General features: G+C 52.3%; 15 protein-coding genes and 1 other annotated feature. All 15 genes read left to right on the top strand.

Features of this window, described 5'->3' with window-relative positions; all coding sequences use genetic code 11:
- The first annotated feature begins 68 nt into the window (after nucleotides 1–68).
- Nucleotides 69–977, top strand: coding sequence for a sigma-E processing peptidase SpoIIGA (spoIIGA, locus tag ACFOUO_RS06795; protein ID WP_380703545.1), 909 nt, complete (start codon nucleotides 69–71; stop codon nucleotides 975–977).
- 42 nt (nucleotides 978–1,019) lie between these two features.
- On the top strand, nucleotides 1,020–1,742 hold the full coding sequence (gene sigE, locus ACFOUO_RS06790; protein WP_380703543.1) for an RNA polymerase sporulation sigma factor SigE: 723 nt from the start codon (nucleotides 1,020–1,022) through the stop codon (nucleotides 1,740–1,742).
- 263 nt (nucleotides 1,743–2,005) lie between these two features.
- Entirely contained in the window at nucleotides 2,006–2,785 is a 780-nt protein-coding gene (gene sigG / locus ACFOUO_RS06785) for an RNA polymerase sporulation sigma factor SigG (protein ID WP_380703541.1), read from the top strand.
- A gap of 118 nt (nucleotides 2,786–2,903) precedes the next feature.
- Entirely contained in the window at nucleotides 2,904–3,218 is a 315-nt protein-coding gene (locus ACFOUO_RS06780; RefSeq protein WP_380703539.1) for a YlmC/YmxH family sporulation protein, read from the top strand.
- A 100-nt stretch (nucleotides 3,219–3,318) separates the two neighbouring features.
- On the top strand, nucleotides 3,319–4,143 hold the full coding sequence (gene pgeF, locus ACFOUO_RS06775) for a peptidoglycan editing factor PgeF (protein ID WP_380703537.1): 825 nt from the start codon (nucleotides 3,319–3,321) through the stop codon (nucleotides 4,141–4,143).
- 6 nt (nucleotides 4,144–4,149) lie between these two features.
- Complete coding sequence (locus ACFOUO_RS06770) at nucleotides 4,150–4,839, top strand: YggS family pyridoxal phosphate-dependent enzyme (protein WP_380703535.1); 690 nt, start codon at nucleotides 4,150–4,152, stop codon at nucleotides 4,837–4,839.
- Between the two features lie 25 nt (nucleotides 4,840–4,864).
- Entirely contained in the window at nucleotides 4,865–5,281 is a 417-nt protein-coding gene (locus ACFOUO_RS06765; protein WP_380703533.1) for a cell division protein SepF, read from the top strand.
- A 4-nt stretch (nucleotides 5,282–5,285) separates the two neighbouring features.
- Nucleotides 5,286–5,564 carry a YggT family protein gene (locus ACFOUO_RS06760; RefSeq protein WP_380703531.1) on the top strand — a complete coding sequence of 93 codons (279 nt, stop codon included), beginning with the start codon at nucleotides 5,286–5,288 and terminating at the stop codon, nucleotides 5,562–5,564.
- Entirely contained in the window at nucleotides 5,561–6,340 is a 780-nt protein-coding gene (locus ACFOUO_RS06755; RefSeq protein ID WP_380703529.1) for a YlmH family RNA-binding protein, read from the top strand. The genes ACFOUO_RS06760 and ACFOUO_RS06755 overlap by 4 nt, the downstream gene beginning before the upstream one ends.
- Nucleotides 6,341–6,494: 154 nt before the next feature.
- Nucleotides 6,495–7,334, top strand: coding sequence for a DivIVA domain-containing protein (locus ACFOUO_RS06750; protein ID WP_380703527.1), 840 nt, complete (start codon nucleotides 6,495–6,497; stop codon nucleotides 7,332–7,334).
- A gap of 200 nt (nucleotides 7,335–7,534) precedes the next feature.
- Nucleotides 7,535–7,770 (top strand) — a binding site (T-box leader).
- Between the two features lie 42 nt (nucleotides 7,771–7,812).
- Nucleotides 7,813–10,590, top strand: coding sequence for an isoleucine--tRNA ligase (gene ileS / locus ACFOUO_RS06745; protein ID WP_380703525.1), 2,778 nt, complete (start codon nucleotides 7,813–7,815; stop codon nucleotides 10,588–10,590).
- Between the two features lie 253 nt (nucleotides 10,591–10,843).
- Entirely contained in the window at nucleotides 10,844–11,113 is a 270-nt protein-coding gene (locus ACFOUO_RS06740; RefSeq protein ID WP_380704772.1) for a DUF5665 domain-containing protein, read from the top strand.
- 21 nt (nucleotides 11,114–11,134) lie between these two features.
- Nucleotides 11,135–11,833 carry a TraR/DksA C4-type zinc finger protein gene (locus tag ACFOUO_RS06735; RefSeq protein ID WP_380703524.1) on the top strand — a complete coding sequence of 233 codons (699 nt, stop codon included), beginning with the start codon at nucleotides 11,135–11,137 and terminating at the stop codon, nucleotides 11,831–11,833.
- A gap of 116 nt (nucleotides 11,834–11,949) precedes the next feature.
- Nucleotides 11,950–12,429 (top strand): signal peptidase II, encoded by a 480-nt coding sequence (gene lspA / locus ACFOUO_RS06730; RefSeq protein WP_380703522.1) that lies wholly within the window; start codon nucleotides 11,950–11,952, stop codon nucleotides 12,427–12,429.
- Entirely contained in the window at nucleotides 12,426–13,358 is a 933-nt protein-coding gene (locus ACFOUO_RS06725; RefSeq protein ID WP_380703520.1) for an RluA family pseudouridine synthase, read from the top strand. Before lspA ends, ACFOUO_RS06725 begins: the two co-directional genes overlap by 4 nt.
- Nucleotides 13,359–13,425: the final 67 nt, after the last annotated feature.

Raw genomic sequence — 13,425 nt, 5'->3', positions numbered from 1 at the left:
TTTAGACAGACATTGAAATAGGATTAGGATATACTGATGACACCTTTTACGGGAAAGGGAACCAAAAAATGGTTGTCTATGCCGATATGGTTTTCCTACTCAATCTCTGTATCGATTTTCTGCTTCTCTGGTTGACGACGGCCATTCGACGTCAACGGTCGTCGTTTCCGCGAATCTTGTGTGCCGCTCTTCTGGGGGCGTGTTATGCAGTCCTTCAGCTGTGGCAGCCGCTTACTTTCTCGTATACGTTTTTTGGAAAACTTTTTTTCTCCATCCTAATGGTTGGGGTGGCGATGGGGTTTCATTCTCCCGTCGCATTCTTACGCAATCTGGGCGTGTTTTATCTGATTTCTTTTGTGACTGGAGGCGGTATGTTTGCGTTGCATTATTTTCTGAGTGGCGGGGTACATGCGACCGGTAGCACATTTTTCACGCTGTCTTCAGGGTGGGGTTCACCGGTTTCCTGGGTATTTGTTTTGCTCGCTTTTCCCTTGGTCTGGTTGTATGCACGACTTTCTTTTCGCTCTCTGGCTGACCGGCAGGTCGTGCATGAATCCTTAGCCAAAGTAAGGATCCAGCTAGGGGAGGTGGGACTGGAATGCACGGGATTGATCGACACAGGTAACCAGCTGAGGGATCCGATCACGCGAACTCCGGTCATCCTGGTTGAGTTGGAGGAATGGGCGCGAATTCTTCCTGTCAGCCTGGTGGATGCAGTGCGAAAGGGAAATTGGGACGGATTGGGAAAAGAAATGCCAGCCGAGTGGCTGACACGTGTGAGGCTGGTCCCTTTCAGAGGAGCGGCTAGCGAGGGGAACATCTTAGTGGCATTGAAGCCGGATCGGATGGAAGTATTTCAGGGAGGGGCCTGGCAGGTAACGGGGAAGGCGTTGATCGGGCTGGATACGGGTCGCCTTTCCTCGGACGGAACCTACCAGGCTATCCTGCATCCCTCCTGTATGCCAGCGGCGGGGTAAAAGAAACCGCCGAATATAATTGACGAGGAGGTCATGTGGAAAATGGTAGTCAAATGGAAACTGGCAATGCAACTCTTCTGGTATCGTATCCTTATGCAGATCGGTTTGAAAGGAGAAGAGATTTATTATATCGGTGGAAGTGAGGCTTTACCGCCTCCGTTGAGCCGGGAAGAGGAAGAGCACCTCCTGGACCGGCTTCCCAGTGGCGATACAGCGGTCCGAGCCATGCTGATTGAGCGTAACCTCCGTCTGGTTGTCTATATTGCTCGAAAGTTTGAGAATACGGGCATCAATATCGAGGATCTGGTTTCGATTGGCACTATTGGGCTGATCAAGGCCGTCAACACCTTTGATCCCTCAAAAAAGATCAAACTGGCAACCTATGCCTCCCGTTGTATCGAGAATGAAATCCTCATGTTTCTCCGGCGCAATAATAAAATCCGTTCCGAAGTCTCCTTCGATGAACCGCTCAACATGGATTGGGATGGAAATGAACTCCTTCTGTCTGACGTGATGGGGACGGAAAATGATATCATCTGCCGAAACATCGAGGAACAGGTGGATCGGAAAGTCCTTCGTGCCGCATTGATGCGTCTTTCCGAGAGGGAACGAAAAATTATGGAGCTCCGCTTCGGTCTTAATGGCGGAGAGGAAAAAACTCAAAAGGATGTCGCCGATCTTCTCGGTATCTCTCAGTCATATATCTCCCGCCTGGAAAAACGGATTATCAAGCGGCTTCGGAAAGAATTTAACAAAATGGTGTGAATTCCGGAGGCGGTGTCCTTATAACAAACCCCAGCGACCAGTTTTTTGCCGGTACGCTGGGGTTGTTCGGTTCATAAATAGACCCTTCGATGGACCGCGCAATCCTGTCATGATGGGCTCTGCGCGGCTTATTTTTTGTTATTTCCGGATACTCCTGGGAAGAATCCCACCGTTATGGGAAGGTCGTTTCTTTTGCACACATGGATTATAAATTTTCCTCTCGAGGAGATACTTAACAGTAGCTTTGAGTAGGAGGGGAATCCATGGCGCGAAACAAAGTGGAAATCTGCGGAGTGGACACATCGAAGCTCCCCGTGCTCAAAAACGAAGAGATGCGTATGCTCTTTCGTTCCCTGCAGGAGGAAGGGGATATCTCGGCACGGGAAAAGCTCGTCAATGGGAACTTGCGCCTGGTTCTGAGTGTTATTCAGCGCTTTAACAATCGCGGTGAAAATGTGGACGACCTGTTTCAGGTCGGCTGCATTGGGCTCATGAAGGCCATCGACAATTTTGACCTCAGCCAGAACGTCAAGTTTTCCACTTACGCAGTTCCGATGATCATCGGAGAAATCCGCCGATACCTTCGGGACAACAATCCGATCCGGGTGTCCCGCTCGCTCCGGGACATCGCCTATAAGGCGCTTCAGGTGCGGGACTCCCTGACGTATCGGCATTCCCGTGAACCCACGATTGTAGAAATTTCTGAGGCTCTCAACGTATCCAAAGAAGAAGTGGTGTTCGCTCTGGACGCGATCCAGGACCCGGTTTCCCTCTTCGAACCCATCTATCAGGATGGGGGTGACCCCATCTACGTGATGGATCAACTCTCAGATGAACAGAACAAGGATCTTCACTGGGTGGAGGAGATCGCTCTCCGTGAAGCGATGGGTAAACTGAACGACAGGGAAAAAATGATCTTATCCATGCGCTTCTTCGAGGGGAAAACCCAGATGGAAGTGGCCGACGAAATCGGCATCTCACAGGCTCAGGTCTCCCGGCTCGAAAAAGCCGCCATCCAGCAGATGAATAAGTTTATCCAATGACCGCGCATGTTGTGCGGTTTTCTTTTTGGAAAACCTGTCCCCGTGATTCCATCAGGACAGTTTCCCCGACTCGTACATATACTGGGTAGTAAAACCTGTAAAGCTGGGTGGGTCTTCCATGATTAAAATATCGGAACTACAGGAGAAAGATGTCGTCAATATCGGTGACGGACGGAAGTTAGGACAGATCCACGATTTAGAATTGGATCTGAGAGCGGGGCAGATCAAAGCCTTGGTAGTACCCGGAGAAAGCCGCTTTTTTGGTCTTGTCACTGGCGGGAAAGAGTATGTCATCCCTTGGAACCAGATTGTTAAAATCGGAAGTGATGTAATCCTGGTACGGTTAGATTCCCAGCGATCCTTCACGGATGAAACGAGGGATTTTCGAGATCCCCGCCCGCTCTTAACGCCACCGTCGGATACGGAACGGTAAACAGCGAGCGAAACGGATTCAAATGCGGATCGACGGGTCATCCTCAAACTCCTTTGTCTCCATCTAGGCCTGTGGTAAGATGATAGAGGGAGGGAAGGATATGGAACCGTTTCAACTCCGGAATGAACAAGCTATCCCGTATTTCTCTCTTCTCCTTTGGGAGCGGGAGTTTCCTCACTTGACAGCAGGGATAAGCGCTCGCAACAGCGAATCCTTTCATGATCCCAACCTTTACAACTACGCGCTCCATGTGGGGAGCGACCCCGATCGCGTTCTCGGTAACCGTAGACGTCTTGCCGAGGCACTAAATATTCCGCCAGCCTCCTGGACATACGGGGAGCAGGTTCACGGGACCCGGATACGGGAAGTGACCAACAGCGAAAAAGGGAGAGGACGTCATGAGACATCCCCTGCCTTAGAGGGAACCGACGGATTGTTGACAGGGGAGGAAGAGATCTTTCTTTTTTCCTTTTACGCGGATTGCGTGCCTCTCTTTTTCTACAGCCCGGATAGGGGTTTGGTGGGGGTCGCTCATGCTGGTTGGCGAGGGACCGTCGGGGGGATCGGCCCGGCGATGGTAGAAGAATTCGTCAGCCGAGGGGCAGACCGTGGGCAGATCCGCGCAGCGATTGCCCCCTCGATCGGCCCATGCTGTTACGAAGTAGACGACAAGGTGAGTCAGCCGTTGATCAAAGCTTTGCCGGAAGCGGATGTGCAGGTATTGCAACCGGCCGGTCCGGGCAAATGGAACTTGGATCTGAAAGAAGCCAATCGTCAGCTGCTTCTGGACAGCGGTTTGTCCGGGGAACACATTTTGGTTACTCACTGGTGTACCAGTTGTCATCCGGAACTCTTTCATTCCCACCGCCGCGATCAGGGAAAGACAGGGCGAATGGCCGCCTTTATCGGGAAGCGGAAAGGATGATGGAATGTGGATGACATCCGGAGCCGGTGGGAAAATGTACGACAAAATATTGAACAAGCCTGCCTGACTGCCGGGCGGGATCCTAGAAAAGTGAATGTGGTTGCTGTTACTAAATATGTCGACTCTGACCGTACCCAAGAAGCTCTGGATGCGGGTCTGACTCACATCGGTGAAAGCCGTGTCCAGGATGGCGTCCCTAAGTGGGAAACACTTGGTAGACGGGGAACTTGGCATTTTATCGGACATTTGCAGCGAAACAAGGTGAAAGCGGTGGTAGGGCGTTTTTCCTATCTGCATTCTCTCGACCGCTTTTCACTGGCCAAGGAACTATCCCGCCGTTTCCAAGCGGCCGGGGAGACAATCCGCTGTTTCCTGCAGGTTAATGTGTCCGGGGAGGAATCCAAGTTCGGTTTGAAGCCGGAGGAGCTCCCTGAATTCGCCCGAGAGGTGGCGGGGCTTCCGGGAATCCGGGTGGAGGGCCTGATGACGATGGCCCCCTACGTCGAGGACCCGGAAGAGGTGCGGCCCGTTTTCCGGGAACTGAAATCCCTGCAAAAGGAATTGAAAAAATTGGAACACCCTCGACTTACGGTCCCCCATCTGTCCATGGGAATGTCTCGGGACTACCAGGTGGCTGTCGAAGAGGGCGCAACATACTTACGCCTGGGCTCCGTATTGGTTGGCCGGGAAAAATAACGCGGCGGTGAAGGAGGCGGCCGTTTTGAGTTTCAAGGATCGAATGATGGGTTTCTTCGGAATTAGTGAAGATGAGGAGTACCGGGAGTATCCGGACCCTGAAGCCGATATTCCGTCGCCGGCGAGAGGGCGTCGCAATGTGGTTTCCCTTCACACCCAGAAAAATGTCCGTGTGGTACTCGTAGAGCCACGGACCTATGATGAGGCTCAAGATATCGCCGACAACCTGAAAAATCACCGCCCGACCGTGGTCAACCTGCAGAGGGTGCCGAAAGATCAAGCGATCCGTATCGTCGATTTTCTGAGCGGCACTGTTTATGCCCTGGGTGGAAACATCCATAAATTAGGTTCCCATATCTTTATGTGCTCACCAGCCAATGTCGATATCCAGGGAACCATATCCGATATTTTTTCGGACGAAGCGAATGATATTTTGAGGTGACCCTATGGAAATTGCGATCGGAAATATCGTCGATACTCTGTTTACCATCTATACCGTGATGATTTTTATCTACATCCTGATGTCCTGGATTCCCAATCTCCGTGAATCACCCATCGGGATGGTGATTGGGCGTTTGGTAGAACCCTATCTGTCAATCTTCCGCAGCTTCATTCCGCCAATCGGGATGATCGATATCTCCCCGATCGTTGCTCTGTTTGCTCTCCAGATGATTCAACAAGGGGTTTACTTCATCATCAACCTGATTCTGAGGACAGTCTTGTGACACGTAAGGAAGACCTTTTCCACCATTTCCGGCCCGATGAGCGTATGTTTGTGGAGCGGGTACTGGATTGGTCCATAGGGGCGGAGAAGCGGTATCAGTCTGTCCTAACCCCTTTTTTGAATCCACGGGAACAGCGCATCACCGATATGCTTGTTCGAAGAGCCCCCGATCTGAGCGTCACATTCGACGGGGGTTTTTCCGGTGCTGAACGCTGCCGGGCCCGGATAAACCCTCCTTATGTGGTAGAAGAGGAGTACGGCCTGGTATTTTTCATGCTTGAACCGGCTCAATCGGATATCGACATGAAACATCCTGACGTGTTGGGCACGTTGTTGGGGTTGGGGATGAAACGAGATAAAATCGGAGATATCGTACCTGTGGAGGGGGGATGCCAGGTAGTGGCCGCCGGAGAAATGTCGGATTATATCCGGTTACAGCTTACCCGGGTAGGGAGAGTCCCCGTACGGGTAAGCACGATTCGGCGGGAGGATCTGACCCCGCCGATACAGGAGACAGAGGACCAATCGATTTCCGTTTCCTCCTTGCGCCTGGACGCAGTCGCCTCCGACGCTTTTCGTATCGCTAGGTCGAAAGTTGTACCTCTAATCCGGAACGGTCGTTGCCAAATAAACTGGAAAATAACTGAAAATCCGGCGGCGCCGCTGCAAGAGGGAGATATCCTTTCCCTGAGAGGTTTCGGGCGGGTACAAGTGGGGGAGATCCTCGGTCAAACCAAGAAAGGGCGTTTACTGGTAAATCTGATCAGGTATATGTAAGAGTAACCGAAGTTTTGCCGTCCTTCGTCATCAGCTTCCCATTTTCGAACGAGCTTTCTCCTTATGTGGACAAACAGTGCTGGCCATGGGGGAGGAATTCTGCTACCATTGTAGAATAGAAAATGGCGAAGCCAATTCTAGAGGAGGTGTCGAAATGCCGCTTAGTCCTTTGGATATACACAACAAAGAATTCAAACGCTCTTTTCGCGGCTATGATGTAGATGAAGTAAATGACTTCCTCGATCAAATCATCAAGGATTTTGAGTTTCTCATTCGTGAGAAACAACAGTTGGAGCAACAGGTCGAGGAACTTCAGCAGGAACTGGAGCAAGCGATGGATCAGCCGATGACGCCGATGCAGAACACCGCTCCACAGCCGCCTGCACCCCCTCAACCGCCGCAGCCGCAGCCTCGTTACCAGGCTCCGGAACCGCCGGCCCCTGTGTCTCCTTCTCCTTCCTCGCTTTCGTCGATGGAACAAAGCATCCATAAGTCGATCCGCGTGGCGCAGGAAGTGGCTGAGGAAGTCCGCTTGAACGCAAAGAAAGAAGCGGAATTGATCGTGCAGGAAGCCGAGAAAAATGCTGATCGGATCATCAACGAAGCCCTTCAAAAAGCACGGGCCATCCACAGCGAGCTTCTGGACCTCAAACAGAAAGCCACGGTTTACCGTGCCCGCTTCCGCACCTTGGTCCAGTCCCACTTGGATATTCTGGATAACTCCGATTGGGAGTCCTTGGAGGATCTGGAAGAAGGGTTGGATGAATCCGGCAAGCAGCTGGAACAGTACGCGGCGGAAGCGAGCGCCGATTCCATGTCCCTCAACCAAGGCGATGACTATTCAACCCAGGATTACAATACCCAGGATTTCGGTTCACCTCTAGGGAACGATGAAGCCTCTTATTCCGAGCATTCCTACATGGATGAAGAGGACGAGCCCCGCCGGGAGCTCCGTCGTACATCCCGTAAAATGAAGCGGAAAGCGATGTTCTGAGCAACTGCCTGATGGTTGGACCGTTAGCTTTTTGACTGGCGGCTTCGGTCGGTTGACTCGTGGCCTTGCGACTGGTATCATTTAACAAACATAATGTCCAAGGTCGAATTGAAGCAAGGGAATCGGGGTTAGGCCTTCTTGAAAGGTAGCCTGCCTAACGGTTTTCAGAGGGCCCTGTGTAACTGCACGGGGCCTCGTCATAGGTGGCGAAGAACGGGAGAGTAGACAGGGATTTATGGTTTAGCGAGTCAGGGAAGGTGGAAGCCTGGCCCATGAATCTGTCGAAGATCACCCGGGAGCCGTCCCGTGAAACGGATCCTTTGGGTCCGGAGTAGGGTGGACCGCGTCATTCCCGTTACGAATGATCAAGTGGGTCCTTTGCTTTTCCGGTAAAGGCCCAATAGGGTGGTACCGCGGGTAACTTCTCGTCCCTAAGGGATAGAGGAGTTTTTTTATTGATGAGGAAGGAGTGAAGCGAGTGGACTATAAAAAAACCCTCAACTTACCGCAGACGGGCTTTCCGATGCGGGGCAACCTCCCAAATCGGGAACCTGATATGCAGAAATGGTGGGAAGAGACCGACATTTATGGTCAAGTACACAAGAAGCGGGCGGGACGGCCCAAATTTATCCTGCATGATGGCCCTCCATACGCCAATGGAGACATCCATATTGGTCACGCCCTCAATAAGGTGCTTAAAGATTTTATCGTCCGATACAAGTCCCTGCAGGGGTTTGACGCTCCCTACATTCCAGGTTGGGATACCCACGGTCTGCCGATCGAGCAGGCGCTCACCACCAAGAAAAAAGTGAACCGCAAAAAAACGGACGTGGTCACTTTCCGCGATAAATGCCGAGATTATGCACTCTCCTTTGTGGAAAAACAGAAGGAACAGTTTAAAAGACTGGGTGTACGCGGGGATTGGGAAAATCCATACATCACGCTAAAACCCGAATACGAGGCCCAGCAGGTTCGTGTCTTCGGGGAGATGGCGAAGAAAGGTCATGTTTACCGAGGCTACCGCACCATCTATTGGTCCCCGTCTTCGGAGTCCGCACTGGCGGACGCCGAGATCGAGTACCAGGATAAACGATCTCCTTCCATTTATGTCCTGTTCGATGTTAAGAACGAACAGGGGAAACTTCCTGAAGGTACCGCTGTCGTCATCTGGACGACTACACCCTGGACGCTCCCGGCCAACCTGGGCATCGCCCTGGGGGCGGACTTCACTTATGTGCTGGTCAAGACGTCGGAGGGGCGCTGCCTGTTGCTGGCCGAGGAATTGGCCGACGACGTGATGAAACTGGCTGGAATTGAAGCGTATGAAAAAGGAGAAACCTTCAAGGGGGCTGAACTGGAGGGCGTTATTTGCCGTCATCCTTTTTATGACCGTGAAAGTCCCCTCATCTTGGGAGACCATGTCACGTTGGATGCGGGCACGGGTTGTGTCCATACGGCTCCTGGCCATGGCGTTGACGACTTCGAACTGGGGAAAAAATATGATCTCGGCGTCCTCTGTCCTGTCGATGAAAAAGGGGTGTTAACCAAGGAAGCTCCCGGTTTCGAGGGAATCTTCTATGACGATGCCAATAAGATTATCACACAAAAGCTGGAGGATGAGGGGAATCTGTTGAAGCTGACTTTCATCACTCACCAATATCCCCACGATTGGCGTACGAAGAAACCGGTGATTTACCGGGCGACGGAACAGTGGTTTGCCTCCATCGACGGTTTCCGCCAGCAGATGTTGGCAGCGATCAAAGAAGTGAAATGGACACCAGCCTGGGGAGAAGTGCGTCTGGCCAACATGGTGGAGGAGCGAGGAGATTGGTGTATTTCTCGTCAACGCACCTGGGGGGTTCCTCTTCCGATTTTCTACTGTAAATCTTGCGGTCATCCTCATATCACCGATGCTTCCATCGAGCACGTAGCTGAGCTGTTCACCCGGGAGGGTTCTTCCGCCTGGTTTGCAAAACGTGTGGAAGACCTTCTGCCTGAGGGGTCTGTCTGTACGGAATGCCACCATGATACGTTCCGCAAAGAGACGGACATTATGGACGTCTGGTTTGACTCCGGCTCGAGCCATGCCTCTGTTCTGATGCAACGGGAAGAAACCTCTTGGCCGGCTGATCTTTATCTGGAGGGCTCCGACCAGTATCGTGGCTGGTTCAATTCTTCGCTGACGACGTCGGTGGCCACAAAAGGGACCGCTCCTTATCGGCAGGTACTGTCCCATGGGTTCACGCTGGACGGGGAAGGGCGTAAAATGTCCAAATCTCTGGGGAATACGATTGACCCTCTCAAGGTGACGAAAACGTACGGGGCGGATATTTTACGGTTATGGGTTGCTTCTGTCGATTATCAGTCCGATGTACGTGTTTCCGAAGACATCCTGAAACAGATTGCTGAAGTCTACCGGAAGATCCGCAACACCTTCCGCTTTCTCTTGGGTAACCTGGCCGATTTTGACCCGGCGAAGGACGGTGTCGCCATCGGGGAAATGGATGCGATCGACCGCTATGCCCTTATCAAACTGCAACGGCTCGTGGAACGGGTAACCAAAGATTATGAGGCTTATGAATTTCACTCTGTTTATTACCAGATCCATCATTACTGCACCGTCTTTTTGAGCCAGTTCTACCTGGATGTGCTGAAAGACCGTCTCTATACATTGCCGAAAGAGGACCCTAAACGCCGTTCCTCCCAGACGGTGATGTTGGAAACACTTCTCACCCTGGTGAAACTGGTGCAGCCGATTCTTCCCCACACGACGGAAGAAGTATGGCAATACGTACCCGGCGTAAAGGAACCCAGCGTACAGTTGACAGACTTCCCGCAGGTGGATAACGGGGTATTGAACGGAGACCTGGAAAAGAAATGGGACGAACTGATCAAGCTGCGGGATACGGTACTGAAAGCTTTGGAGGAAGCCCGTGCCGCAAAGGTGATCGGCAACTCCTTGGGTGCTTCTGTGGAGTTGTACCCATCGGAACGGAATTTCCAGCTCCTGAACAGTGTGGAAAGCCTGCCTGAACTCTTCATTGTCTCCCAGGTCCAAGTTTTGCAGCCTGGTGATCAGCCGGAAGGAGAGGCGGTTGCCGGTGAAGGTCTGCGTGTCAAAGTGAAAACAGCTGAGGGGGAAAAGTGCCAGCGTTGCTGGGTAATCAGCCCTGCCGTGGGTCAAAACGAAACCTACCCCGATCTGTGTGACCGTTGCGCCGACATTGTGAGCAACCTAGACACCGGCATAGAGTGATTCATCCGTGAAACATGCATACCAACCCCCCGCACGGAAGGTGTTCCGGCGGGGGGTTTTATCATTCAGAAGAGAATGCGTTGCTTCCGGGTGAATAGGAAGTGTTGTTGGTATCCCCCGCAAGAAAAAGGCCGTTTCCGGGTACATTGAAAGAGAGGAATACGGAAAGGTTGCAGCGAGGGGAGGCAAGGGCTTGAATAAGGAACGGAAGGAGATCGATGAAAGGGATTGGTTTAAACGGGTCGATCGCAGATTGGAGGAATTGGGACAGAAGATGGAGATGGGGGAGATCGCCCAATACGTTCGACTCCTCAATCGGCCCCGTCGTCTAATCTTGCTTAATATCATTACCGGTATCTCCAGAGGTGTGGGAATTGCCATCGGTGTCACCTTCGTAACAGCCACTCTGATTTATATCTTACAGGCTTTGGGGGCGTTAAATTTACCGATCGTGGGAGACTATATCGCGGAGATCGTTCGCATCGTCCAGGCTCAACTAGAGCTTGATGGGGTCAGATATTGAGAGTGAAAGGGGAAATTGCACATGTTGACAAAGGAACAAAAGGAAGGGCTGAAACGGCAACTGGAAGAGGAAAAGAGACGGTTGGTGAAAAAACTCTCTGACAACCATCATTATGGGATGGAGGAAGGGATGAACAATTCCATTGGAGAACTCTCGGGTTATGATAATCATCCTGCCGATATCGGAACGGAATTGTATGAAAGGGGCAAGGACCTTGCCCTAAACGAAGAGGACGAAGAGCAACTAGAGGAAGTGGAGATGGCTCTCATGCGGATAGAGGCCGGACACTATGGTACGTGTGTCGTCTGCGGGAAAGAGATCCCCTATGAACGGCTGGAAGCGGTGCCGGAGGCTTCTTATTGCATTGAGCACCAACGGGAAAAGGATATCTCCAACCGAAGGCCTGCGGAAGAAGACGTCCTTCGTGCCCCCTACGGACGCACCTTCAACGATAAACGGGATGAACACAATTATTACGACGGGGAAGATGCTTGGCAGGAAGTGGAACAATACGGAACCTCCAACCCCCCGGACTTTTTCCGTGAAGGGAAAAACTACAATGAGTTGACGGTGGATCAAGACGAGCGCCGTGGATATGTGGACGATGTGGAGAACATCGCTGTGGCGGGGCCTGACGGTCGCCCACAAGACAATCCTGCCGATACGACCCGAAATGACGCTTATCAACGTAAAGAAGAAGAGGAAAGAAGAAAGGGTTGACCTCCTTTATCAGTTGAGAACCCCTAGGGGCTGTGCTACAATAAAAACTTGGAAGAACCAGGTACAATCCCGGGTGTTACAGCTGTGGATTGGGTGGATAGAGGGGGAGGCTACCTTTGAAATATTACATGACGGCAGCTGCTGTGTTGTTGCTGGATCAAGTGACAAAATGGCTCGTCCTCACCAAGATGGACCTTTACGAAACGATAGCGGTGTGGAAGGATGTATTCCACATTACATCTCATCGAAACCGGGGAGCCGCCTTCGGAATTCTTCAGGATCAGCGGTGGCTGTTTATCGTTGTGACCATCGCCGTGGTCACCGCTATCGTCGTTTACTTGGCACGACTTGGGAACAGTCAACCGATCATGTCCTGGTCCCTGGCTCTGGTTTTGGGCGGGGCTGTCGGAAACCTAATCGATCGACTCCGGTTTGCGGAAGTGGTCGACTTTTTTGACTTTCGATGGATTAACTATCCCATCTTCAATATTGCCGACTCGGCAATTGTGATCGGTGTCGGTCTGATGATGTGGGTTACTTTGCGCCAACCTGCCGATGCGGACCGGGTGGTTAATGAAACGGGGGATAGCCGGTGACCGAAGAAGAAACCTTCCGCCGCTTTGAGGTCGGAGAAGCGGATACCGGCCAACGGGTGGATAAGTTTCTTGCCGGCCGTGAAAAAGAATGGTCCCGAATGGCCGTCCAATCTTGGATCCGAAATGACCGGGTCCGGGTGGACGGTCGTTCCGTGAAAAGCAATCATCGCCTCAACGAAGGGGAATGGGTGGAAGTGTCTGTGCCCCCTCCCGAGGAAGCCGCCGTTCTGGCGGAACCGATTCCCTTGGCTATCATCTATGAAGACAGCGATGTGATCGTCATTGACAAGCCCCGGGGGATGGTTGTTCATCCGGCACCGGGGAACCCATCGGGAACGCTGGTTAATGCACTGCTCGCTCACTGTGGAGATCTGTCCGGTATTAACGGGGTAATCCGGCCAGGGATCGTTCATCGCATTGATAAAGACACCTCCGGGCTGATCATGGCAGCGAAACACGACACCGCCCACCAATCGTTGGCTGAACAATTGAAAGAGCATACCGTCGATCGCGTATATCAAGCGCTTGTGCTCGGAAACATCCCCCATGACCGGGGAACCGTGGATGCCCCGATCGGGCGGGACCCGAAGAACCGGCAACGGATGGCTGTCGAGCCGAAAAACGGGAAGCCCGCCGTCACCCATTTTGAGGTGACGGAACGCTTCGGAACTGCCACATTGGTCCGTTGCCGTCTGGAGACCGGGCGTACCCACCAAATTCGCGTTCATATGAAAGCGATCGGTCATCCGGTTGCCGGTGACCCGGTCTACAGCTCCAACCCCAAGCGGTGGCCCATCGATGGCCAGGCACTCCACGCGGCGGTACTTGGTTTTGACCATCCCCGGACGGGAGAGCGGCTCCGTTTTGAGACACCTTTGCCGACGGATATCGAAACATGTCTAACTCGGCTTCGGGAAGGGCTTGCTTGACATGGTTGACAATCGGGTGAAGTTCCCTCATAATGAGAAGAACTGAATAAGAACCTTTTAATTCAGT

It is taken from the genome of Salinithrix halophila, from assembly GCF_042650125.1.
Lineage (GTDB): Bacteria > Bacillota > Bacilli > Thermoactinomycetales > DSM-45169 > Salinithrix > Salinithrix halophila.
Note: the sequence above shows the minus strand (reverse complement) of the source record. Positions and strands in the feature narration are given on the sequence as shown.